Origin of the sequence: Psychrobacter sp. DAB_AL32B (genome assembly GCF_002224105.1) — a bacterium.
GTDB lineage: Bacteria > Pseudomonadota > Gammaproteobacteria > Pseudomonadales > Moraxellaceae > Psychrobacter.
In genome coordinates, this window is record NZ_NEXU01000064.1 from 1 (window position 1) to 24,218 (window position 24,218).

The 24,218-nt window shown below is 41.6% G+C and carries 19 protein-coding genes and 4 tRNA genes; 10 read left to right on the forward strand and 13 right to left on the reverse strand.

Features of this window, described 5'->3' with window-relative positions:
- The 9 genes from CAN34_RS07345 to CAN34_RS07385 all read right to left on the reverse strand — a co-directional run.
- Positions 1-759: elongation factor Tu (locus CAN34_RS07345; protein WP_121509219.1), on the reverse strand; the 759-nt coding region annotated here is incomplete at its 3' end.
- A gap of 505 nt (positions 760-1,264) precedes the next feature.
- Positions 1,265-1,339, reverse strand: a tRNA-Thr gene (locus tag CAN34_RS07350).
- A 105-nt stretch (positions 1,340-1,444) separates the two neighbouring features.
- Positions 1,445-1,518: transfer RNA gene (locus CAN34_RS07355), tRNA-Gly, on the reverse strand.
- 85 nt (positions 1,519-1,603) lie between these two features.
- Positions 1,604-1,687, reverse strand: a tRNA-Tyr gene (locus CAN34_RS07360).
- A gap of 65 nt (positions 1,688-1,752) precedes the next feature.
- A tRNA-Thr gene (locus CAN34_RS07365) sits at positions 1,753-1,828 on the reverse strand.
- Between the two features lie 543 nt (positions 1,829-2,371).
- The gene (locus tag CAN34_RS07370) at positions 2,372-3,367 is read right to left on the reverse strand and encodes an FHA domain-containing protein (RefSeq protein WP_089555097.1); all 996 of its coding nucleotides are present in this window, start codon (positions 3,365-3,367) and stop codon (positions 2,372-2,374) included.
- Between the two features lie 82 nt (positions 3,368-3,449).
- Positions 3,450-4,304 carry an RsiV family protein gene (locus CAN34_RS07375; RefSeq protein WP_089555098.1) on the reverse strand — a complete coding sequence of 285 codons (855 nt, stop codon included), beginning with the start codon at positions 4,302-4,304 and terminating at the stop codon, positions 3,450-3,452.
- A gap of 209 nt (positions 4,305-4,513) precedes the next feature.
- The gene (locus CAN34_RS07380) at positions 4,514-6,109 is read right to left on the reverse strand and encodes a peptide chain release factor 3 (RefSeq protein ID WP_089555099.1); all 1,596 of its coding nucleotides are present in this window, start codon (positions 6,107-6,109) and stop codon (positions 4,514-4,516) included.
- A 250-nt stretch (positions 6,110-6,359) separates the two neighbouring features.
- Positions 6,360-7,283, reverse strand: a complete 924-nt coding sequence (locus CAN34_RS07385; protein WP_089555100.1) for a hypothetical protein — start codon at positions 7,281-7,283, stop codon at positions 6,360-6,362.
- Between the two features lie 286 nt (positions 7,284-7,569).
- Here CAN34_RS07385 and CAN34_RS07390 point away from each other — a divergent pair, with 286 nt between their 5' ends.
- From CAN34_RS07390 to CAN34_RS07410, 5 genes are all read left to right on the forward strand, one after another.
- Positions 7,570-7,983 (forward strand): Ohr family peroxiredoxin, encoded by a 414-nt coding sequence (locus CAN34_RS07390; protein ID WP_089555101.1) that lies wholly within the window; start codon positions 7,570-7,572, stop codon positions 7,981-7,983.
- A gap of 213 nt (positions 7,984-8,196) precedes the next feature.
- Positions 8,197-11,175, forward strand: a complete 2,979-nt coding sequence (gene polA, locus CAN34_RS07395; RefSeq protein ID WP_089555118.1) for a DNA polymerase I — start codon at positions 8,197-8,199, stop codon at positions 11,173-11,175.
- 188 nt (positions 11,176-11,363) lie between these two features.
- Positions 11,364-11,891, forward strand: a complete 528-nt coding sequence (locus CAN34_RS07400; protein WP_089555102.1) for a hypothetical protein — start codon at positions 11,364-11,366, stop codon at positions 11,889-11,891.
- Between the two features lie 280 nt (positions 11,892-12,171).
- Entirely contained in the window at positions 12,172-12,960 is a 789-nt protein-coding gene (locus CAN34_RS07405) for an SDR family NAD(P)-dependent oxidoreductase (protein ID WP_089555103.1), read from the forward strand.
- Positions 12,961-13,246: 286 nt separating this feature from the next.
- Positions 13,247-13,585, forward strand: a complete 339-nt coding sequence (locus tag CAN34_RS07410) for a hypothetical protein (RefSeq protein WP_089555104.1) — start codon at positions 13,247-13,249, stop codon at positions 13,583-13,585.
- Between the two features lie 118 nt (positions 13,586-13,703).
- Here the strand turns inward: CAN34_RS07410 and hemH are convergent, their stop codons facing one another.
- Entirely contained in the window at positions 13,704-14,723 is a 1,020-nt protein-coding gene (hemH, locus tag CAN34_RS07415; RefSeq protein ID WP_089555105.1) for a ferrochelatase, read from the reverse strand.
- Between the two features lie 380 nt (positions 14,724-15,103).
- Between hemH and CAN34_RS07420 the strand changes: the two genes are divergently transcribed.
- The 4 genes from CAN34_RS07420 (at position 15,104) to CAN34_RS07435 (ending at position 19,383) form a co-directional block, all read left to right on the forward strand.
- Positions 15,104-16,489: a homoserine O-acetyltransferase gene (locus CAN34_RS07420; protein WP_089555106.1), complete on the forward strand. Its 1,386-nt coding sequence runs from the start codon at positions 15,104-15,106 to the stop codon at positions 16,487-16,489.
- Positions 16,486-17,103, forward strand: coding sequence for a methionine biosynthesis protein MetW (gene metW, locus CAN34_RS07425; protein ID WP_089555107.1), 618 nt, complete (start codon positions 16,486-16,488; stop codon positions 17,101-17,103). The genes CAN34_RS07420 and metW overlap by 4 nt, the downstream gene beginning before the upstream one ends.
- Positions 17,104-17,491: 388 nt before the next feature.
- Complete coding sequence (locus tag CAN34_RS07430; protein ID WP_089555108.1) at positions 17,492-18,073, forward strand: tetratricopeptide repeat protein; 582 nt, start codon at positions 17,492-17,494, stop codon at positions 18,071-18,073.
- A gap of 251 nt (positions 18,074-18,324) precedes the next feature.
- Positions 18,325-19,383, forward strand: coding sequence for a rhodanese-related sulfurtransferase (locus CAN34_RS07435; protein ID WP_089555109.1), 1,059 nt, complete (start codon positions 18,325-18,327; stop codon positions 19,381-19,383).
- 86 nt (positions 19,384-19,469) lie between these two features.
- On the opposite strand, the gene CAN34_RS07440 is transcribed toward CAN34_RS07435, so the two are convergent.
- The 3 genes from CAN34_RS07440 to serA all read right to left on the reverse strand — a co-directional run bounded on the left by CAN34_RS07440 (position 19,470) and on the right by serA (position 22,248).
- A complete protein-coding gene (locus tag CAN34_RS07440; RefSeq protein WP_089555110.1) occupies positions 19,470-20,003 on the reverse strand; it encodes a DUF488 family protein in 534 nt (177 codons plus the stop codon).
- 290 nt (positions 20,004-20,293) lie between these two features.
- Positions 20,294-20,725 (reverse strand): hydroxyisourate hydrolase, encoded by a 432-nt coding sequence (gene uraH, locus CAN34_RS07445; protein WP_217320617.1) that lies wholly within the window; start codon positions 20,723-20,725, stop codon positions 20,294-20,296.
- A gap of 296 nt (positions 20,726-21,021) precedes the next feature.
- Complete coding sequence (serA, locus tag CAN34_RS07450; protein WP_089555111.1) at positions 21,022-22,248, reverse strand: phosphoglycerate dehydrogenase; 1,227 nt, start codon at positions 22,246-22,248, stop codon at positions 21,022-21,024.
- Between the two features lie 387 nt (positions 22,249-22,635).
- On the opposite strand from serA, the gene CAN34_RS07455 reads away from it, so the two are divergent.
- Positions 22,636-24,078, forward strand: coding sequence for an FAD-binding oxidoreductase (locus tag CAN34_RS07455; RefSeq protein WP_089555112.1), 1,443 nt, complete (start codon positions 22,636-22,638; stop codon positions 24,076-24,078).
- Positions 24,079-24,218 lie beyond the last annotated feature (140 nt).

Sequence of the window (24,218 nt, forward strand, 5' to 3'; positions counted from 1 at the left end):
AGTGTCACGGATACCGACGATTTCGATTTCGTCGCCAACGCGTACGATACCTGATTCAACACGGCCAGTTACAACAGTACCACGACCTGAGATTGAGAATACGTCTTCGATTGGCATTAGGAATGCTTTGTCGATGTCACGCTCTGGCTCTGGGATGTAAGTATCTAGGATGTTTAGTAGTTCTACGACCGCTGGTTGGCCATATTTTTCTTGTGAACCTTTAAGGGCTTCAGTAGCTGAGCCTTTAACGATTGGGGTGTCATCACCTGGGAAGTCATAGTCGCTTAATAATTCACGAACTTCCATTTCTACTAGCTCAAGCAATTCTTCGTCATCAACCATGTCACATTTGTTCATGAACACGACGATGTACGGTACGCCAACCTGACGTGAAAGCAGGATGTGCTCACGGGTTTGTGGCATTGGGCCGTCAGTGGCTGATACAACTAGAATAGCACCATCCATTTGCGCGGCACCGGTGATCATGTTTTTAACATAATCGGCGTGACCTGGGCAATCGACGTGGGCATAGTGACGTGTTGGCGTGTCATATTCTACGTGTGAGGTGTTGATGGTGATGCCACGTGCTTTTTCTTCTGGTGCACTGTCAATTGCTGCGTAGTCTTTGGCTTCGCCACCAGAGGTGATTGCAGCTACAGTTGCGATAGCAGCGGTAAGGGTTGTTTTACCGTGGTCAACGTGTCCGATGGTACCGACGTTAACGTGTGGTTTTACGCGTTCAAACTTGGCCTTTGCCATGGGTATTTCCTCTTTTTTTGGTGAATATTTATCAATCAAAGATTGGTAAATAACTGTTTGACGGCTTCTGATGTATGACCATCAAACCGTTGACACTATGTTTATTCTATATAGCTAACAAAATTTAGGTTTTAACGATAAAATTTGTTAACTAAAAATCTATGATAGCGCTGATATCTTAGGTATAACTTTCATACGTCTGGATACTAAGCTTATAAATAAGGGCATTATACGTGCTTTTCAATCCATTGAATACAACAGGCTAATATATAGCAGCGCTGTTGCACAACTTTATCTCGCTGTACTTTGTTCATATCTTAAAAATATAAATAAGTGTAGCATTTACTAATAAACTGACAGCACGAAAAGGCAACACCTCAGTGTCACCCTCAAATCATTATTTGCCACACTGTATTTATAATTTTTCAATATTTTATAATTTCGATATCGACGCAAGGCTCTGTGTGAAAGTAGCAAAGCAAATATAAAAGCCTGTAACAATAAATGGAGCTCATATTGAGAATTGAACTCAAGACCTCTCCCTTACCAAGGGAGTGCTCTACCGCTGAGCTATATGAGCGTATTCTAGCCAACCAGTAAGTTGCACTAAAAAAAATATCACGATACAGCGATAATAACTGACTGTCGTGATGAATTATTGATAATTTTTGCGATGGTGCATATATGGAGCGGGTGGCGGGAATCGAACCCGCGTCATTAGCTTGGAAGGCTAAGGTGTTACCATTATACCACACCCGCATTTACTCTTATCGGCATTGACTTTATATAAAGTCGTTAAAGATATAGAGTATGCTTGGCGCTAAGACAAACTTTAGAAAAAATATGGTGGTGGGAGAAGGATTCGAACCTTCGAAGCTTTCGCGACAGATTTACAGTCTGTTGGGTTTGACCGCTCCCCAATCCCACCTAGATTGCTTGATATAAAATAACTTTAATTTAAAGTAAATTCATAAAAAGCTACTTTGAAAGAGATGGTGCCGACTGCCGGGATCGAACTGGCGACCTACTGATTACAAGTCAGTTGCTCTACCAACTGAGCTAAGTCGGCTTGTTCTCTCAAAGTGGTGGCTATTCTATCAAATATATTGACAGACGCAAGCCCTTTTTTGCTTTTTTTGCTTTTATTTTCATAAAAAAACTCAAGCAATTGATTATAATAGAGTTTTTATTATCGTTAAATAACTAATTGTATGACTCTTTATTAAACCATTTACTTTGTCAGCCAAAAATATAAGCACTGGCTTCTTTTTGACTTACCATCTATCGGTTAATTCTCAAAATAATTATGTAAACTTACCAACCATTAATGCTTATAAGTTATGACAGATTTAGTGAATACAGATGAAACTTACTCATCATATGCTGCAATAGCCTATACCCAATAAAATAGATACGTTGTTTTATGACGCTAGACTGGAATGAATTTTTCTTGCTTGCTGTGCCTACGTAAACAGAGGCTGCAAAAAAAAACCATCCCAGTCCCGCTATACCGCTTTGACATTGAACTGACCATAAGATATTAAAGCGAGGTGAGGATTACTTTTATCATTGAGCAGCACATGATTAATACTGCCTTATTATCAAAAATTACCTATACCATGCCCGTATTAAACAGCCATAGTGCTAAGCCGATAATAATAATGGCAAGGAAAACCCATATAAACCAACCACCGCTAGGCTTTTTCTCGATCGAACCTGCATTGGCAGGATTACTAATAGCTTGATCCATGGCGTTGTTGCCTGTCGTACCGAGATCACTAGACTGGCCTAGATTGGCAGTGCCTGAAAACTGTCCTGTGGCTGCCTGTTTCGCGCGTAGAATATCGGGATCAGCTTCTTCTTGCAGGGCAGTTGTGGTGGTTTTGTCATGCTCTGCCTGAGCTACTGCTTCTTCAAGTAAAACGGCTTCTTCATGTAAAGTTGGTTCTTCAAGTACAGCTGATTCTTCAGATAACACTGGCTGCGTGACGGGTAGCTCGTTATTAACAGAGGCTGTCAATGATGTCGGTGCAGCCTCTAGAGCTGTCAGCGCTTCCTGCTCAGTGGCTACACTAGGCATCTGAGGCGTTGCGTTAATAACAGGAGCCGTTTCGACCGGTGTAGGTTGCAAATTATTTGTAGCTGATAAAACGTCAGCAATTCCTGTTTCTTTAACAACCGGTTTTGTTTCAACAATAGGCGCTATTTCAGTATCAGGACTCAACATCAAAGTTGGTTTATCTGCAACTACTTCCTCATCATCCATAGCAGCCAATGGCGCAGTTACTTGAAAACTAAAGCTTGAAAACCCAAGTGTATCATCGGCTTCAAGGTATTTAGACTCATTGGTTTCAATACGTTCATCATTGATAAATGTACCGTTCGATGAGTTCAAATCCTTTACATACAACTTACCGTTTAATACGCTCAACACGGCATGATTACGTGATATCTGCTTGCTACCAAGCACCACATCATTATCGTTACCACGTCCGACAGATAGACTGTCGGTTATCGTCAATGTCAGGTCACCGAGCGCTTCAGTTAACGCCTTAAGCTGCCACGTGTCTGCTGCTTCCGCATTCACATTATCTGTATGGTTCGTCATGCTATCACTCCTTGTTTTTTGTCAAATACCCAATGGCTAATGTTAAATTATTGTCATAAATGTTATGAAGACATAATCTTCATTATTTAGGAATAAGGTTAGGTTTTATAATCCCGCCAAGCTTACTATAAGGAATGCTCAGCACTGGCATCCCATAAGCATAGGGGCCAATAGAATAATGCTGATAACGAATATCGATCCCTTTATCCGTCAATGTCACGTTATCGCTCAGAGTAAACGGCCAGTTTTTCTCATAACTACTAACGTCTTCATCGACTGTTTTCACCCAGTCTTTGTAAGCATTATAGGCCAACGCTTTAAATCGTGATTTTTTACCCGTTTGTAACATATCTGCCAACTGGATTTGCTTTTTAGTCTTTTGGTCAAACACTAAATATTCGCTATAAGGCATTCCATGAGCGCCGCCGGTAAAGACATATGAACTTATCTCGAACATCTCAAAATCATTGACATGACCCAAATATTCAGGCGTCACCATCAAATTATAAACAAACACGCTATCTGCAGGTAAATCAGCGAACTGTGAGGCAACAAAACTATCGATGGCACTTTTGACGTCTGCTTGATTGCTTTTAGTAGTGATAGGTGCTGACTCAGTAGGCTTGCTATTAACGACTAGATTATTAATGCGCTCGTTAGTGATATCGTTTATCCAATTATGATTGGTCTTGAGATATTTGACTTCAATCTCTGGGCATCTATCACGCTGAAGGCAAGTTTCCTGTATCTTTTTTGGTAGTTCATAATCCAGATAATCAGTGCTACTAATAAGGCTACCAGCATGCGCTGACAAGCTTAATGCGCTAAATAGCACCCCACTACCTAACACGCCCATTAGACGCAGCCAGCCAGTCTTTAGCGCTAACGGCTGGGCTGCTGCTAACTTATTAGTATGAAGTTGGGTTGCAGATTTCATATAGCCTCTTTGATATGTATACATATAAGGTTTATTGATATTCTACCGTAACAACTGTTCTATATTGTAGGAACACTGTTTTCATTTTCGAGTGATTAATATTTATTACAAAGTAGTAATGTGCTCTTTGAATAAATCATAAGCAATAAAAAAGACACGATAGGCGTGTCTTTTAGAGTTAAGCATAAAGAGTGATTAGCAGGCTGATTTTAGTGCTCACGAGTATTGCTAAAGGTGACTTCTGGATAGCGATCTTGCATCAGCTGCAAGTTGACTCGTGATGGCGCGAGATAGGTCAAATAACCACCGCCATCTAAAGATAATTGGTCATGGGCTTTACGCTTAAATTTAGCCAACGCCACTTCATCATCGCAATGAATCCAGCGTACGGTCGCAATCGATACCGGCTCAAAAATACATTGGACTTTGTATTCTTCTTTGAGACGGTGGGCGACCACTTCAAACTGTAGCACACCCACAGCGCCCAAGATTAAATCGTTGTTAATCTGTGGCATAAAGACCTGAGTTGCGCCCTCTTCACTCAGCTGCTGTAGACCTTTTTGCAAGGCTTTTGACTTGAGGGGATCTTTGAGTATCACGCGGCGGAATAATTCCGGGGCAAAATGTGGAATGCCGGTGAAATTCAGCTCTTCGCCCTCAGTGAAACTATCACCGATAGAAATCGTGCCATGATTATGGAGACCGATGATATCACCTGGATACGCTTCTTCTAGCGTTTCACGGTCACCTGCCAAAAAGGTCAAGGCATCGGCAATACGCACCTCTTTACCCAAACGCACGTGCTTCATCTTCATGCCTTTTTCGTACTTGCCTGAGCAGACACGTAAGAAAGCAATGCGGTCACGGTGACGCGGATCCATATTGGCCTGAATCTTAAAGACAAAGCCACTAAAACTTGTCTCTGTTGCTGCCACTTCACGCTCAGTAGTCGGATGCGCTTTTGGTGGTGGTGAGTATTTTACCAGCGTATCAAGTACCATATTGACACCGAAGTTACCGAGTGCCGTACCGAATAATACTGGCGTCATCTCGCCAGCTAAAAACGCTTCTACACTAAAGTCCTCTAACGCCATTTGTACCAGCTCAAGAGACTCCTCAAATGAATTAAACATCAGCGCGCCCAAGCGTTCTCGGATATCAGGATAGTCATAACCTTCGCGAGTCTCAGCCACAGTAATTTCACCGCCATGACCTTTTTCATAGAGGTAAGTTTTATTCTCAGTTAAATGATAAACGCCGACGAAATCTTGACCCATACCAATCGGCCACGTTAGCGGAATACATTTAATTTTCAAAACCGTTTCGATTTCACTGAGTAGCTCAAGTGGCTCACGAATCTGGCGATCAAGCTTATTGACGAATGAGATGATAGGCGTGTCGCGCATCCGGCAGACTTCCATCAGCTTGATAGTACGCTCTTCAACGCCTTTTGCGCCATCAACCATCATTAGCGCACTGTCTACTGCGGTCAACGTACGATACGTATCTTCACTAAAGTCGGCGTGACCAGGGGTATCAAGTAAGTTGACCATGTGCTCTTGGTAGGGAAACTGCATGACCGAGGTGGTAATAGAAATCCCACGCTCTTGCTCCATGCTCATCCAATCTGATGTCGCATGACGGTCGGTTTTGCGACCTTTTACTTCGCCAGTTACTTGAATGGCCTGACCCCATAGCAGCAGCTTTTCGGTCATGGTGGTCTTACCCGCATCGGGATGCGAGATAATGGCAAAGGTGCGGCGTTTGGCAACTTCTTTATTTAATTTCTTTGGATCTACGCTCATAATGAGTAACTTATCGTTAAATTTTGGAAGAAAAATAGCAGGATGTAATAAAAGAGATGATAGTAAATATGATGAATTTTGATGCGCGTATTGTAGCGGATTTACAGTCAAGATGCTATTTTTGCTGACTTTTATCAAGATGAAAGTCAGTACAATGAAACAATAAAAAAGGCGATAAAGTAGTATATCTAACTACTTTATCGCCTTAATTTCGATTACTTAATATATTTCAAGCATTATTATAACGAACTTATTTTCTATAACTATCTGCTATTTCTTTTGCTAGAAAGTCAGCAGCAACCTTATTATAAAGTGTACAGTCAACTAATCCGTTACGTTCACTCGCATTAGGTCCAGTTGTGCCACTAGCAACATAATCAGTCTCATATATACGATTACTGCTATTACTGTAGGCATATACAACAGCACTGTAAATATATTCTGGGTCGTCGTTTGTGGCAAAAAACTTGACCTGTGACGCTGTTTGACGATTACTTGTCCCTACCCCAAAGCCTTCTTTAATTTGCGATGGACGACTATCGTTAAAACGATTTTTCGCGACATTAAGCCAGTCGTTAAGTGTTCGATAATTGGTTTCGTTTTTGGCATTAAATGCTAAAAACTCACGCTCACTGGTGGTTACTGGTATATAACAAATAGAACCCTTTGGAAAAGCAGTATTGGCATTATTAGCTGATATTTTTGAGTAAGTATTTAAGGCGGTTCGAATACCAGAGCTACTGTTTATATCGTTTCCAGCTTTATAGCTATCAGCTTTAAGTCCTGATAAATTAATCTCGTTATAGGTAATTCTATAATCTAGAACAGTATTGCTATTTTTAAGATAAATGGGACGTTTGACCGTAAGACCATTCACCTCAATATATCTATTTTCTAGTGTTCCTTCAAAACTGTTCAGCAAAACTGTTTTATCTAGCGTATTAATTCCTTGGCTATTATAGTTACCTACAATATTAATAGCTTCGCTATTATGCTCCCCTGTGCGGTATTTTTCATTGATGCGCACAATGTTATTAGAGTTACCTTCAAAGCTAGAAACCGTAATCTCATTACTGCTACCCGAACCGAAAATAGCATCTTCGCCCTCGCCGCACCCTATCAGCATAAAGGTTAATAATGAAAGCGCGATAGGTGTCATTATTAATTTATTCATTTTAATGCGTCCTCTTTAAATACTAGTATTACTAATTATCATTGTTATAAATCTAACTTATACGCCTAGTTTACCCTACTGTAACGACGAGTTATAGCAAACTTACTCTTTGGCTTCTAAACTTAGAAGGTGAACTTACAAATTCATAGCATACTTTTACTGCCGCTATATAAAGCTCTCCTTGTCCTCTGGTATGCTAGATGGGCTATTTTAAAACTAGCTATAACAAGACTTAAAAAACACTCTCTAAAAATGATGGACAACAATTCATATAAAAGGATAAATCATGGAAACCCTATATTCTACTAAGGCCTCTGTAACTGGCGGCCGTGCAGGTAGCGCTAGCCTTCAAGATAGTGATTTAACGATTAACATGGTTGCGCCTGGTTCTGGTAAAGACGGTAATAACCCAGAGCAACTATTCGCCATGGGCTATGCTGCTTGCTTTGATGGTGCACTTGCTGCAGTCAAAGGGGCAGAAAAAGCAAAGTTTGATTCTACTACTGAAGTATCGGTAGATTTACTTAAAGGTGAAGGCCTAGATTTTCAATTAGCCGTTAAAATTCACGTTATTGCTGAAAATACAGAGCTATCAGCGGATGAATTCCAACAATTAGTGGAGAAAGCCAATAAGGTCTGCCCATATTCTAAAGCTACCCACGGTAATGTCGATAGCGAAGTGACCTCAGAAGTAAAATAAGCTCTTAATAACGATGCTATCGGTAAAGGAAAGAACTCAGCTGGTCTGGGTTCTTTTTTTATGTTTGGTTAAATTTATTTATTTTAATGATAAAAACTATTGATGCTAGAACCTCTCGTAACTTTTAAGCAGCTCGGCACGCGCTGATTTTAGCGTTATAATAAGCACATATTTCTATCTAATAGCTGATAAGTGACCTTTATGACTGACCACATGACCGACCCTAGCTCAGACAATAACCACAACTCGCACCAAGCACTCGATCCTAAAGCGTTGCCTAACTTCGATACCATGCCAAATGTTGCAACCATGGACACCAGTCACGTCGACAAAAATCAACCACCCTTTATTTTGGTTGATGGCTCTTATTATCTGTTTCGCACTTATCACGCTCTGCCAAAAACCATGCAAAACTCGCAAGGTCTGATAACCAATGCCATCCGCGGCACGCTTAATGCGCTGCTAAAGCTGATGCGTCGTTATCATCCTACCCATATGGCTGTCTGCTTTGATACCAAGTCACCGACTTTTCGCCATCATATGTCTCCTGATTACAAGGCCGCTCGTCCACCCATCGATATAGAGCTATTAGAGCAAATTCCTTATATCCATCGTTTGGTGACCGCGTTGGGTATTCCACTGTTACGCATTGAAGGCGCGGAAGCCGATGATATCATCGGTACACTTGCCCACCGTGCGGTCGAGCAAGGTCATCACGTGGTCATCTCAACCGGCGATAAAGATATGATGCAGCTGGTTAATGACTGCGTCATATTAGAGGATAGCTTTACGGGCAAAGTAACCGACACCGCAGCAGTCATCGATAAATTCGGTATTAATCCAAACCAAATGATTGATTTTTTAACCTTGATGGGCGACGCCTCTGACGGTATCAAAGGCGTGCCTGGCATCGGTAAAAAAACCGCAAAAGACTTACTCGTTGAGTACGGCGATATCGCTAATATGTTAAAGCATATTGGCTTTATTAAAGGTCGCGGTGCAAAGGGTTTGATTGAGCACGCCGATGATATCCCGTTCAATGCCAAACTGGCGACCATCGTGACGGACTTAGATATCGGTCAAGATTGGAACGATTTAAAAATCAATACCGACCCTTGTGCCCATATAGATGAATTACGCGAATTATATAATGAGCTTGAGTTTAGAAACGAGCTGGCTTCTCTCGACCACCCGAACCATCCCGCCAACGCTAATGGGCATGGCTCGCAAAGTGTCGCTGACAGTCAAGCCGATGCCGAATCACAAGCGCAAATCGCTAAATATCTACAATCAACCAAGGTTGATAATATCAAAGACAGTAAAAGCCATGATAAAGCCTGGCACACTATTTTAGATGAGCCTGCTTTTAACAGTTTGATTCAGTTATTAGAAGCCGCTCCACACTTTGTCATTGATACCGAAACCACCAGCGTTTATTGGCGCGAGGCACAAATCGTCGGTCTATCGTTTGCGGTGCAAGCACATGAGGCTTATTATGTGCCGCTCACGCACAGCTTAGAGGGTGATGAGCTAACGGCAAAACAGCTCGACCGCGATACGGTGTTAGCACGTCTCAAACCTATTTTAGAAAATCCAAATATCGGCAAAATCGGTCAACACTTAAAGTACGATGCGCATATTCTCAGTCGCTATAATATCGACTTAGTTGGGGCGATACATGAGCGTCCGAATAATTGGGCAATGGACACCATGCTTGCCAGCTATGTGATAAATGCCGCGATTACCCGTCATGGCATGGACGACTTGGCGCGGCATTATCTACAAACCCAAACGATTAGCTTCGAAGATGTCGCCGGTAAAGGCGCTAAACAAGTGAGTTTTGATCAAGTGGCTATTGATATTGCCAGTGACTATGCTTGCGAAGATGCCGATATCACTTATCAGCTGTTCGATATTTTCAGCGAGAAACTTGCCGATGATGAAAATAATTCTAAGCTGCTGCACGAGCTAGAAATCCCAACGGCTGAAATACTTTGCCAGATGGAAGCTCACGGTATCTTAATTAAACGTTCATTTTTAAATGAGCTGTCTAAACGTTTTGATGAAGAAATTATCGCTTTAGAAAAACGCGCGTATGAAGTGGCTGGTGAAGAATTTAATCTCGGTTCACCGAAGCAACTTGGCGAGATGCTATTTGAAAAGCTAGGCGTTCCGGGCGGCAAAAAGACCAAGTCAGGTCAGTATTCAACTGGTGAAGCTGTATTATCAAAAGTCGATCATCCTTTGGTCGATATCACTCTAGAGTATCGCGGTTTATCTAAACTTAAAAGCACCTATACCGATGCGCTAGATAACGTTGCAGATGCTGAGACTGACCGCGTACATACTAGCTATCATCAAGCGCTGACCAGTACTGGGCGCTTATCCTCAACCGATCCCAATTTACAAAACATTCCAATCCGTACCGCCACCGGTCGCTTGATTCGCCAAGCCTTTATTGCACCAAAAGGTCGCGTTATTTTAGCAGCGGATTACTCGCAAATTGAGCTGCGATTGATGGCGCATTTCTCAGGCGATGAAAATCTCACTCACGCCTTTAATGAAGGTTTAGATATTCATGCTGCCACAGCTGCTGAAGTACTGGGTAAGGATGTGGCAGACGTGACCTCAACTGAGCGCCGTAATGCTAAAGCCATTAACTTCGGTCTGCTCTATGGCATGAGCGCCTTTGGGCTTGCCAAGCAATTACAGATGAGCCGCGGTGAAGCACAAGACTATATCGACATGTATTTTGAGCGTTACCCCGGCGTTAAAAACTATATGATCAATACTCGTGCCAGCGCTTATGAGCAAGGCTATGTCGAGACGATATTGGGTCGTAAGCTTTACACCCCTGATATCAACCACAGCAATCGTATGGTCAAGCAAGGTGCTGAACGCGCTGCTATTAATGCGCCATTACAAGGTTCAGCTGCTGATCTCATTAAGCTGGCGATGATTGCTGTCGATAAAGTATTACCAAAATCTCAGGCAAAAATGCTACTACAAGTCCATGATGAATTGGTATTTGAAGTCGATGCAGATAAGGTTGATGATATTAGCCAATTAATTACCGATGCGATGCAAGATGTCTTGACGACGACAGCCGTCGAAAAAGGCTGGAATGTAGAATTTGCTGTACCACTATTAGTCGAAACAGATAGTGGACAAAACTGGGACGAGGCGCATTAGCCCTTAAATTAAATGGTTGTAATACTGCGTAAGATACTTGACTCTCTCAGCATAAACTAAAGAAACAGTTGCATATGATAGTTAGCGGTATAATAGACCTATATCATATTATTTTAAAAAAAATAATTTTCAGTCTAAAGTGAGCCTTTGTGCTCACTTTTTTATTTTAAAAATTAGGAGCCTTTATTTTGATTGCAGATGGCATCATCGAAATCCCCGGCATCATCATATTGATAGCGTGCATATTACGTTGTGCACAGTATGTCATACAGAGTCAGAGCAAACAAAGTCACTATTTTTGGCTAGCATCAGTATTGACATTTTTTGCGGTGATTCGTCGTGAGTTAAACTATCTGCCAGAGCTATTTATTTCAAGTGATTTTTCATTGTTAAATCACTCTTATGACTGGTGGGAAGACGCTATTCTTTTAGTCGTTTATCTGTCTATTATTGGCTTGTTAGCTTATACATGGCGTTATCTTTGGGCATTATTAAAATCCGTACCTGTCTCTTTATATCTCATCGTAGTTGCCCTAGCAACACTAGAATATATGGGCGAGAATACTATTATTATTCCTGAAAGCATTGGACAAATAGTAGAAGAAATCGCAGAGACGGGCGTCTATGCTGTTGCATTGGTTTATTTGTGGCGTTTCAAAACCATTGATTTCGAAAGAGATTTATCATATAAGCTATATGCACCATGCAAAGTATAAAAAGCATCAGCAGTGATACAATTCACCTTAGTGCTAAAAGCTTATGTATAATTTGTTATACTAAAAGTTAAATAAAAGAACAATAGTTGGATTTACTATGGGTAATAAATGTATAGTTAATATATGGTTAAAACCATTATTTAATATGACATTTCTATTCAGTCATCATTAATCACTATTAATAACTACTATTAATAACTACTATTAATCACTACTATTAATCACTACTATTAATCACTACTATTAATCACTACTATTAATCACTACTAAGCGAGTCATTATGAATATATTAATTACAGGTGCATCACGCGGTATCGGTTTAGCGACGGCCAAACGACTGGTCGCAAAAGGTCATAGCGTCGGTCTGTTTGATATTGACACGATTGAGCTTGAGCAAGCGATTAATGATAAAGCGTTTAAAAAAGCTCTGAAAGACAATCGTATCGTCCATGGCCACCTTGATGTTACTGATCCTGAAGCGTGGGATACTGCCATTGATCATATGATGGATCATTTTGAGGGCATTGATGTATTGATTAATAATGCGGGCATCTTAGTGAGTGGCGCATTGCCCAATACTGATTTGGATAAACAGTTGTCATTGATTGATATCAACTGTAAAGGCGTTCTTATCGGCTGTCATAAGTTAGCCCCTCATTTAGCAGATAGTAAAGACGGTAAAATTATTAACGTCTCATCTGCCTCGGCGATTTATGGTCAGTCTGAAGTTGCCCCTTATTCTGCCAGTAAGTTTTTTGTACGCGGTTTGACCGAAGGATTAAATATTGAATACGCTGAGCTGGGTATCAAAGTAATTGACGTCATGCCATTATGGGTTAAGTCTGATATGACAAAAGACATTAGTGTTACAAGTATCGATCGTTTGGGTATCAATTTAACTGTCGATGATGTCGCTAAAACCTTATGCAAGCTAAGCGATAAACCGAATCGTAAGATTTCACGCACCCATTATCCTATTGGCTTTCCAGCTAAAATGCTACACACAGCATCGCAAGTAGCTCCTGACTCATTGATGCGCTTTATCAATAGTAAAATTGGTACCAAATAACAAATACATCAGTCACTAGAAACGATATAGATAACGTTAGAATATCTAAACGGCTACCAACTTCGGTAGCCGTTTTTTTATCAGTAGGGCATTATTTCGACTGCATCGCTTTTTTTTGAGACAACTATAACCTCTTGTAAATTACCGTCTCAAATAAATGCGCCTCTTACATATTTTTACCGTCCTGTGACAGCTTACTACTAGAGGCAATGATGATAACCATACAAAATAGCCATAAGACGACATTCTAATAAATTTAACACGCATAAAAATTAAGGAATATAATATGGAACACTCAAAAACCCCACTGCCGGAAGAGATGAACGGTATCGCTAGCCACAAGAGCGCGGATATGGACAGTAATGATCAACTTGTCGATTTAGACAACCCTATGTTACATACTATTGATAATGATGATGTCATTGATAATAGCGCAGGGTTTGACAATTCAGAAGTCGGTACTGATGCCATTCAAGGTCTTACGCCAATGCATCGCCAAAATATTGATGAATCACGCATCGATGAGCTCCTGGTCGATGATAATTTAGATGATAGCAACTATCCTGATATCATTGATATCGCAGACAGAGATGCTGCAAAATTGAGTAATGATGATGATTTTTAAAGCAACTCCCTTATAAACTAATTACCCTGTAGAAAATCATAAAAATTATTTAGATAAAAAAATACCGAACATGATGTCCGGTATTTTTTAATATCTTATGACTTATTCAGAATAGCATCTACGCCCAACCATCTAACGTGCCCGCCCAACCTTTTACCAATGGCGCGCTCATGGCTTCTAACAAATCAATGTGTGCTTCATCTGCGTTCAACGCTGGAATATAATGATACTCTTGCCCGCCAGCATTAATGAAGTTCTCACGGTTCTCAATCGCCAACTCCTCTAACGTCTCAAGACAGTCTGCTGAAAATGCAGGGCTGAGAATTTGGACGGAGCGCACGCCTGACTTCGCCCACTCATCAAGTATGACATCGGTATAAGGCTTGACCCATTCTTGCTTACCAAAGCGTGATTGGAAGCTGATAACCCATTCATCATCTTTTAGACCAAGCTCATGAGCGACTTGCGCAGCGGTACACTTACAACGTCTAGGATAAGGATCACCTTTATCCATATACGGCTGCGGAATACCATGAAAGCTAAACATCAGCTTTTCAGGCTTTCCATGTACCGCTTGAAAGCGGCGAATACTATCCGCTAATGCTTTGATATATAAAGGATGGGCAAAGTAGTCTTTGACTATGGTGATATTAGGCAAATTACGCTGCTTGAGCGACCATTTGGTAATCGCATCATATACTGCACCCGTTGAGGTCGCTGAATACTGCGGAAATACAGGTAACATCACAAAATGATCGACCCCTTCGCTACGCAGCTTGTCCATAACATCAGGCAAACCAGGATTACCGTAGCTCATTGCAGAATGCACGGAAACGCGAAATGGCGCAGCACTTTCAGCCAAACGCTTATCTAACATCTCAACTTGAGTATTAAGGATGTTACGCATCGGCGAATCGCCATCCCAAATACTGGCATAGGCTGCTGCTACACGCTTCGGACGACTCGGTAATACAAACAGATTGAGGATAATCGCCCATAATAATTTAGGAATCTCAATCACTCGCGTGTCTGATAAAAACTGACGCAAATATCGACGTACTGCAGGTGCAGTAGGTTCGTCAGGCGTACCTAGATTGATTAATAAGACGGCAATACGTGGGGGCAGTTCAGGTTTCATAGCAGCACTATTTTATGATTAGGTTAATTAAAGAAAATATGAGATAAAAGATTGTTAAGTCAGTGTTAAATTAACGCTCTGTTAGTGTAGCATTTTATCCATTAATAACGCATCGCAAAAGTGCACTTATACAATTTGATACGCAGCTGCAGCCTATGCATTCCATTAGTTATTGAGCCTCTATAAAAACTAAGCTTGAAAGACTGCGCTCGAAGGTTGTACTCATCTGCGCATCGCCATACAATAGGCGAGCACATTGTCAAAAGAACAGTGTAAATAAAACGCTTTTAGCTTAAACCATTTAAAAAATATCGGCAAAACGATTTGTCGATAGATTGCCCTTCTTATTTTATTGATGATTGTTGTCTTGCGAGGTAGCTTTGAACGCACGCCCTGATAATACCAGTGACCAGTTCTCCAAAGAAAAACCACATTCTGTTAGCTCAGTTAACGATGCTGATTCAGTTAGCTCAGTTGGCATTGTCACGCCACAGACTTTTCATTTCGCTGAGCCATTAACCTTGGAATGCAACCGTACCCTGCCCTCGTTTGACCTGATAGTCGAAACTTATGGCACCTTAAATGAAGATAAATCAAACGCAGTGCTGATTTGTCATGCCTTATCTGGAAGTCATCACGCGGCAGGTTTTCATAGTGCCGATGATAAAAAATCAGGCTGGTGGGACAATATGATTGGTCCTAATAAAGCTATTGATACCAATCGATTTTTTGTTGTCTGTGTGAATAATATCGGTAGCTGCTTTGGATCCACAGGTCCAACAACCATTAATCCTGATAGTACAGCCAATGGCGATGAAGAGCGCGCTTATGGTCCCGACTTTCCACTGGTCACGATTAAAGATTGGGTAAAAACCCAAGCTATGCTTTCAGACCGTTTGGGTATTGAGGTTTGGCATGCCATCGTCGGTGGCTCAATGGGCGGTATGCAAGCCATGCAATGGGCAGTCGATTATCCTCAGCGACTTAAGCGCTGTGTGGTGATTGCCTGTACACCAAAGCTCTCCGCACAAAACATCGCCTTTAACGAAGTCGCACGCCAGTCGATTTTATCGGATCCTGACTTTAAAGAGGGACGATATTTACAAGCCGGCACCTACCCTCGCCGTGGACTTATCTTAGCGCGGATGGTTGGGCATATTACCTATTTGACCGATGACGCGATGAAAGCAAAATTCGGCCGTGATTTAAAATCGGGCAAGTTTATGTATGGTTACGATGTCGAGTTCCAGGTTGAGAGCTATCTGCGCTATCAAGGCGAACGCTTTAGCGAAAAATTCGATGCCAATACCTATTTGCTTATGACCAAAGCGTTAGACTATTTTGACCCGACGCGTGATTATCCGTTGACCTCATCTAATTCTGATTCTGTAAAAGTAGATTCTAGCGAGACTGAGCTTGCAGACACCTTAGCCGACAGCACTGATATCGACAACATGAGTGAGACCAATTACCAAGAGCTTACTGCGCTTAAAGCAGCTTTTGCTCATACTCAGTGCCAATATCTAATCGTGTCATTTACCACTGATTGGCGTTTTGCACCGGAGCGCTCGCAAGAGATTGTCGATGCATTGATGGCTACTGGCAAGCCGGTCAGCTATATCAATATCGATGCGCCACATGGCCATGACTCATTCTTATTTGATATTCCGCGTTATATGGGCGCTGTAAAAGGCTTCCTAAACGCGCCGTTCATGAGTAACAGCCAAAGCAAAAACAGCCAGAAAAAATCAGGAGCACACTCATGAGAATGGATCATCAATTGGCTGAGCGCTGGATTGCCCCACACTCACACGTACTGGACTTAGGCTGTGGTAATGGCGAGCTGCTCGCTCACTTGCAACAAACTCGTGGCGTAACGGGCTACGGGCTTGAGATTGACGAAGAAAAAATCAATGAGGCGATTGCTAATGGTTTATCGATTGTCGAGCAAGACCTCAATGATGGTTTGGCGCGTTTTTCGGACAATAGCTTCGATACCGTGGTCATGGCGCGCGCACTACAAGCGGTTAAATCTCCTGATGTATTATTGCTTGATATGCTACGGGTTGCCCGTGAGGCAGTCATTACCTTTCCAAACTTTGCCCATTGGCAAAACCGTATTCATTTAGGACTTAAAGGTATCATGCCAGTTTCAGAGGCACTGCCGTATGAATGGTACAACACGCCAAATATCCATTTATGCACCTTTAAGGATTTCGAAAAACTCTGCGCCCAACATGATATTCATATTATTAATCGCTTTGCTGTCAGCGATTCTGAAAAAGGGCATTCGCCGCTGATGACAGCATTGATACGCCAAGCGCCCAATCTGTTGGCAGATGTTGCTATTTATCGGGTGACCAAACAAAAACCTGAATGATATTCGAGTTTTTGTACTATTTATTAAAGGTAATATTAGCGCTCATAAGTACCACTCTAACCTTAATATATTGTTAACTTATTCTTACGCTCAGGTAACTCTATGATTTTGTTGAGGACAACGAGGTATGAGTAAGCATTAAATCGTGTAATTAGTATTTGAGTTTCGTAAGCTTGGGTGTTAAGCTAGCAAAATAGTGTCAATCGCACCCCATTTATGACCGTTTATCGGTTCGATGAAGGTCTATTGCCACACGACAACGATTAAATATATTGCTAATAATTAGGTAAGTTTGTATTGCAAGATTTCACCTAATTGTTATCGCCGCCTAAACTCCTTTAGCGGTGCAACTTTTTTTGCTTATTAACTGCCTAATTTTGGAGCTGCTATGAAATTATTAAAAGCTGCGTTGTTCACTGCCTTGTTTTCTTGTGCAGGTTTTGCCAACGCTGAGTTAATATCAAACGTGCCCCTTGATACCTCACGTTTTGAGCTGATGCCTGTCAGTGAATTATCCAATCGTGCTGCTCAAGGTAATGATCACGCTCAGTTCTATTTAGCCAAGCGCCTACAGAAAGGCGAAGGTATTGCTCAAAATACTCAGCAAGCAGTCCAGTGGTATACCAAAGCTGCGCAGCAAGGCGTTGCCCCTGCTCAGTTGAATCTTGCTATCATGTACTTGCGCGGTGAAGGGGTACAACCAAACCTACAACAAGCACGCGGTTGGTTAGAAAAAGCCGCCATGCGTGGTGATAACCGTGCCAGCTATACGCTTGCTTTATTAGATGAAAAGCAAAAAAACCTTGTTGATGCTTATAAATGGTACGACTTGGCTGCTCGTGACGGCATGCTTGATGAAAAAGTCCGTAACAAAGCTCGCGGTAAAATCGGTCAATTGGCATTGAATTTATCAAGCTCAGATATCGCTAGTGCTCGCAGCAAAGCAGATACTTGGTTTCAAAGTAAATAACTCTATAGCTATTTATTTTTGCGAACAAAAAATCCAGCCTTTGAGCTGGATTTTTTATTATATGCTCACTAATTTAAGCTATTTAATTTCGATAAAACATTTCGACAAATCTATAAAAACCCTGCAAAATTTGCTACACTGCGCCAGCATTTAGCCAATTCCACAATTGCACAATTGCACCAATGTTATAAAACCACCAAATACTTTAAACCAATGCACTAGGTTTGCGACCTAGCCAGCAGGAGAAAAACATGAGTACCTCACAGACTACTAACGTCAAAGCACCAACCCATGCGACTGAATACGACAGCGTCACTAATAATATCGTGGTTGCCGCTTTATATAAATTTACGCGCTTTGCTGACTTTGAGCAGTATCGCGAGCCAATTTTAAATAATATGCTTGATAACGATGTCAAAGGCACCTTGTTAATCGCAAGCGAAGGCATTAACGGGACGATTTCTGGCACACGCCAAGGGATTGATCACGTCCTTGATTATCTGCGTAGTATCGACGCGATCGGCAGCTTCACTTTTAAAGAATCTTATACCGACGCCCAGCCTTTTTATCGCACCAAAGTGAAACTAAAAAAAGAAATCGTCACCATGGGCGTAGAGAATATTGACCCATTACAGTCGGTCGGTCGCTATGTCAAACCAAGCGATTGGAATGCGCTGATTTCAGACCCTGACGTTATCCTTATTGACACGCGTAACGACTATGAAGTGCAAATCGGTACTTTCCAAAATGCGGTCAACCCAAATACAGAAACCTTCCGTGAGTTCCCAGAATACGTGGCAAAAGAGCTAGATCCGACTAAACATAAAAAGGTCGCTATGTTCTGTACCGGTGGTATTCGCTGTGAGAAATCTACTGCATTCATGCGCGAACAAGGCTTTGAAGAGGTCTATCATTTAGAGGGTGGTATCTTAAAGTACCTAGAGGAAATTCCTGCCAGCGAATCTATGTGGGAAGGCGATTGCTTCGTCTTTGACAATCGCGTCTCCGTCAATCACAACCTAGAAAAAGGCAGTTATGAGCAGTGTTTTGCCTGCCGTATGCCGATTACTCAAGATGAGATGCAAAGCTCTGCCTATATCAAAGGCGAGTCATGCCCGCATTGTATTGACAAAGCAACCGAAGAACAAAAAGAGCGCTTCCGTGAGCGTGAACATCAAATGCAACTGGCAAAAAAACGCGGTGAAGCTCATATCGGTAGTGATGTGATTGATGTCATCGAGAAGCGTAAAGCAGCTAAGATTGAAGCTCGAAAGCAGCAAGAAAACGCTCAAGCTAAATCTAAACAATAGAAATCAGCAAAAGCTTAACGAAATTAAGGTTTATTAGAAATAAGGGTTAAAAGAAGAGGCCAACAGTGTCTCTTTTTTTGACTCTTTTATACCGCTGGATAAACCACCTGGCCTTGACTATTTAGCTCAGCCCCTAGTGTTAGCTTGGCAGGATCTAAGCGACCAACGCCCATAATATGCTCTACCCTATTGCCTCTAAGCAGTAAATAATCGGTGATGATACGCCGATGACAACGCCACCATACCGCTTCAGAACACATAAGGGTAAGGCGCTGTTTTTTCCCGAGTTGAATAAGTTGGTCAAGGGCCGCTTGAAAAGTATCACTTAACGCATAATCCGCATAGTTATGAAAAGCTTGCACGCGCCATAAATTATTAATGTGTTCATCGATTTGTTTTTGTTTTGGACGTCGCCCACCAAGGTCGGAGCAGTGCTGATAACTGATACCAACTTGACTGAGCGCTTGCGGAAAAGTATCGATATTAAAATCAGGGTTGGTGCGAGAACGGGGAAAGCTGCGCACATCAACGAGCAGTTCGATATCGGCTGCTTGAAGCATGTCAATCAGCTCATCAAGGCTACGGGTCGAATGTCCAATCGTATAAAATGTGGTGTTCATGAGTTAAGCCGTTGTCGTTTTGAATTTTGCTGTTATAGTCTTGTTCTGCATGGTCTTATCCTGAATTGTCCAATGGTTTTGCTCATTCAATATTACCCAGCTTGAACTTGCTAAATCATTAGGACTTTTGTAGGACTATGGTGGTCAAAGGCTGCTAACGCAGCAAAACCGATCAAAGCAAAATAGAATGACCTAAACCTTTACTGCTTATAATGATACCCAGCATAAAAAAAGAGACGCTCAATTAAGCCCCTCTTTTTGACGTTTACAATGCGTTTTATCGAATACGATCAGCTGCCGCGATAAGTACTATAGCCATAGGCTGATAAAGTAATTGGCACATGGTAATGCTTGTCGCCTTCGATATTGAAGTTCACTTCAACATAAGGATAAAACGACTTTAAACCTTTATCTTGAAAATATGGCGTGGTTTCAAAAATCAGTTTATAAGTACCATCATGTTGTACGCCAGCTTCATTAGGTAAAAAAGTCCCAATACGACCATTGGCATCGGTCTTTTGCGTATTAACCAGTTTCCAGCTACCAGTCTTCTCTTGCATCATCAATCTTACATTGACGTCCGGTGCAGGCTTGCCCGTACTGATATCTAAAATATGGCTAGATAACTGATACTTGTCTTGATCGCCTGCCGCGTAACTTGCTGTCGCCGTCATAGCCAATACGCTACCAAGTGCCGCTGCTTTTATCATATTTACTTTCATAACAATCCCTATATAAAGTTCATTTAATTTTATGGAGATAAGCTCTTTACTTCGTGCTTATTAATTCAGACTCAATCAATATGTTCATTTAGTATAAGTTGTCATGGAAATACCATTGTAAAGAAAATGTTAATTAATATAATGAATTTTTATAGGATGTGGTGTTTGTGCTAACCAATTCAGCATTGATGAAAAGTAATGAAAAAAAATGGCAGACAATTTATTAAATTGCCTGCCATTCATATAACGACGATAAGTAATAATTAGCTATGACTTTTAACTAGATAAAGATTCGCTTAGAATAAAATACGCACTCGAATCGTTTCTTCAACATCTTTAAGTTGATCTAAAGCAGCGGTTGAATCATTATAATCGACGTCCATTACTAGATAGCCGACATCACCTTCAGTCATTAGGCTCTGTGCCAAGATATTAATATGCGCCTCAGCAAACAAGCGGTTAATCTGTGACAGTACGCCTGGGACGTTTTTGTGGATATGCAGCAGACGATGCGAGCCTTCTTTAAACGGTACAGAAACTTCTGGGAAGTTGACGGCAGTCGCAGTATCGCCTTGGTCAGAATATCTCACGAACTTCTCTGCCACTTCTAATCCGATATTGGCTTGCGCTTCTTGTGTTGAGCCGCCGATATGCGGGGTCAAGATGACATTATCAAACTTACGTAATGGCGATTCAAACTCTTCGTCAGCAGATTTTGGCTCTTTCGGGAACACGTCAATCGCTGCGCCCAAAACCTTACCAGACTCAAGCACAGCGGCAAGATCATCAATCTCGACACAAGTACCGCGAGCGGCGTTGATAAAGTAGCTGCCGTCTTTCATTTGGGCGAACTGCTCAGCTTTCATCATATAGCGTGTGCTTGCTACATCAGGTACATGCAAGGTCACGATGTCAGCAGTAGATAGCAGCTCTTCTAAACTACCAACTTGTACTGCATTACCCAAAGGTAGCTTAGTTAAGACATCATGATAAATGACTTTCATACCAAAGCTTTCGGCCAAGACAGACAATTGCGAACCAATAGAGCCGTAACCGACGATACCGATGGTTTTGCCGCGCACTTCATGTGAGTTAGTCGCCGACTTACCCCAACCGCCACGATGAACGGTCGCATTCTTTTCAGGGATACCGCGATATAGCATGATGGCTTCGGCAAGTACTAACTCAGCGACCGAACGGGTGTTCGAATACGGGGCGTTAAAGACCGGGATACCGAACTCACGAGCGGCGTCCAAGTCTACTTGGTTAGTACCGATACAAAAGCAGCCAATACCGATCAGTTTTTCTGCATGCGCAAGCACTTCACGGGTCAACTGGGTACGTGAGCGAATGCCGATAAAATGAGCATCTTTAATCTTTTCGATTAGCTCATCTTGATCCAATGCATGGCTGATATTTTCGATGTTTTGATAACCAGCATTTTGCAATATCTTTAAGGCATTGTCGTGCAGACCTTCAAGCAATAAAAAGCGGATTTTGTCTTTTTGGAGTGATAACGCCATATGAGAACTGTCCTATAATTGTCTTATAAAAATCATCAGTGGGATAAGCTATGATGGATGAAACGAAAACAGTCCGGATATCTTACACAAAATTCGACGGCTATGTTAGCAGATTAGATGAATTATTGGTTATCAAGCCTGAAAACTTTTTATGCTATAGTGAATAATTCTATCCAAATGTAATTCAACAATCTTTTTATGCTTTGAAGCCATAGATAGATGCAAGCTCATATCGCTCTCTCGTTGCTACATCCGCTAAATTCCAATAATATACATCTTTTATATCAGACTAATAATATACACAGCTACACACGTTCAGTTATAGCCATTTAGTTATATAATAATCCCCTTTATGCATAGCGCTTACGTTTATACCGAGATTTGACCATGACTTCTTTATCTAGCCAAACCCTATCTGACACCCATGCAGCCGCTGTTCAAACTATTCTAAACACGTTGATTGATAGCTATCAATTTGATGCCAGCCAAATCAAAACTGACAGTGAAAGCCTAGAGCACTGGGGTAAAGACTGGACCAAGCATTTCGCGCCTGCTGCTGCGGCTATTGTCTTTCCAAAAACCACCGAGCAAGTGCAGGCTATCGTGCTGCTCGCCAATCAATACAATGTCGTGCTAACGCCAAGTGGCGGGCGTACGGGCTTATCTGCTGGCGCAGTCGCTGCCAATGGTGAAATTGTCGTCAGTATGGATAAAATGAACCATATTGGAAAATTCTATTCTGCCGATCGCATGGTTGAGATTGAAGCAGGCGTGGTCACTCAGCAATTACAACAGTTTGCTGAATCAAAAGACCTCTACTACCCTGTCGACTTTGCCTCAGCTGGCTCAAGTCAAATCGGCGGCAATATCGGCACCAATGCCGGTGGTATCAAAGTCATTCGCTATGGCATGACCCGTCAATGGATCATGGGGCTGACGGTAGTTACTGGTAAAGGTGATATCTTGCACCTCAATCGCGGTATGGTCAAAAATGCCACGGGTTATGATTTGCGTCAACTATTTATTGGTAGTGAAGGTACGCTGGGGTTGGTGACTCATGCACAAATCAAGCTTGAACGTCAGCCGCAAGACTTAAACGTTATGGTGCTTGGCATGGACAGCTTTACCGATGTCATGAATGTCCTATCAGCCTTTCAAGCGAAAATTGACTTGACTGCTTTTGAGTTCTTTGATGATGTGGCGATTGATAAGCTCATGGCACATGGTCAAGTACAAGAGCCGTTTGAGTCGCGTACCAAGTTTTATACGCTGCTAGAGTTTGAAGCGCCATACGAGCCTATCATGGATAAAGCAATGGCGATATTTGAGGATTGCATGGAGCAAGGCTGGGTCGTTGATGGGGTCATGAGCCAAAGCTTGGCGCAAGCCGAGGAGCTATGGAAGCTACGCGAATATATCTCTGAAACCATCTCAGTATTTACACCTTATAAGAACGATGTATCCGTACTCATCAGCTATGTACCCGACTTTATCAATGAGATTGATCATATTGTCAGCAGCAACTACCCTGACTTTGAAGTTTGCTGGTTCGGTCATATCGGCGATGGTAATTTGCATCTGAATATCTTAAAGCCTGAAAACATGAGTAAAGATGATTTCTTTGCCGAGTGTCAAATAGTTAATAAATACGTGTTTGAAACGGTAAAAAAATATGGTGGCTCAGTATCTGCTGAGCATGGCGTTGGCATGACCAAAAAGCCTTACCTACACTACAGCCGTAGCGAGACTGAAATTGACTATTTACGCGAAGTTAAAAAAGTCTTTGACCCCAATAATATTATGAACCGTGGGAAAATTTTTGATATGTGAGTATTCATTTAATTATTAAAGTAATGAACAAGCTGGCATAAAAAATGACGCTAAACATAATAGTTTAGCGTCATTTTTGTTCAGTCACTTTTATAAGATAACTTTTATACCATCTAAATGGTCATTTTCGCCATATGAAT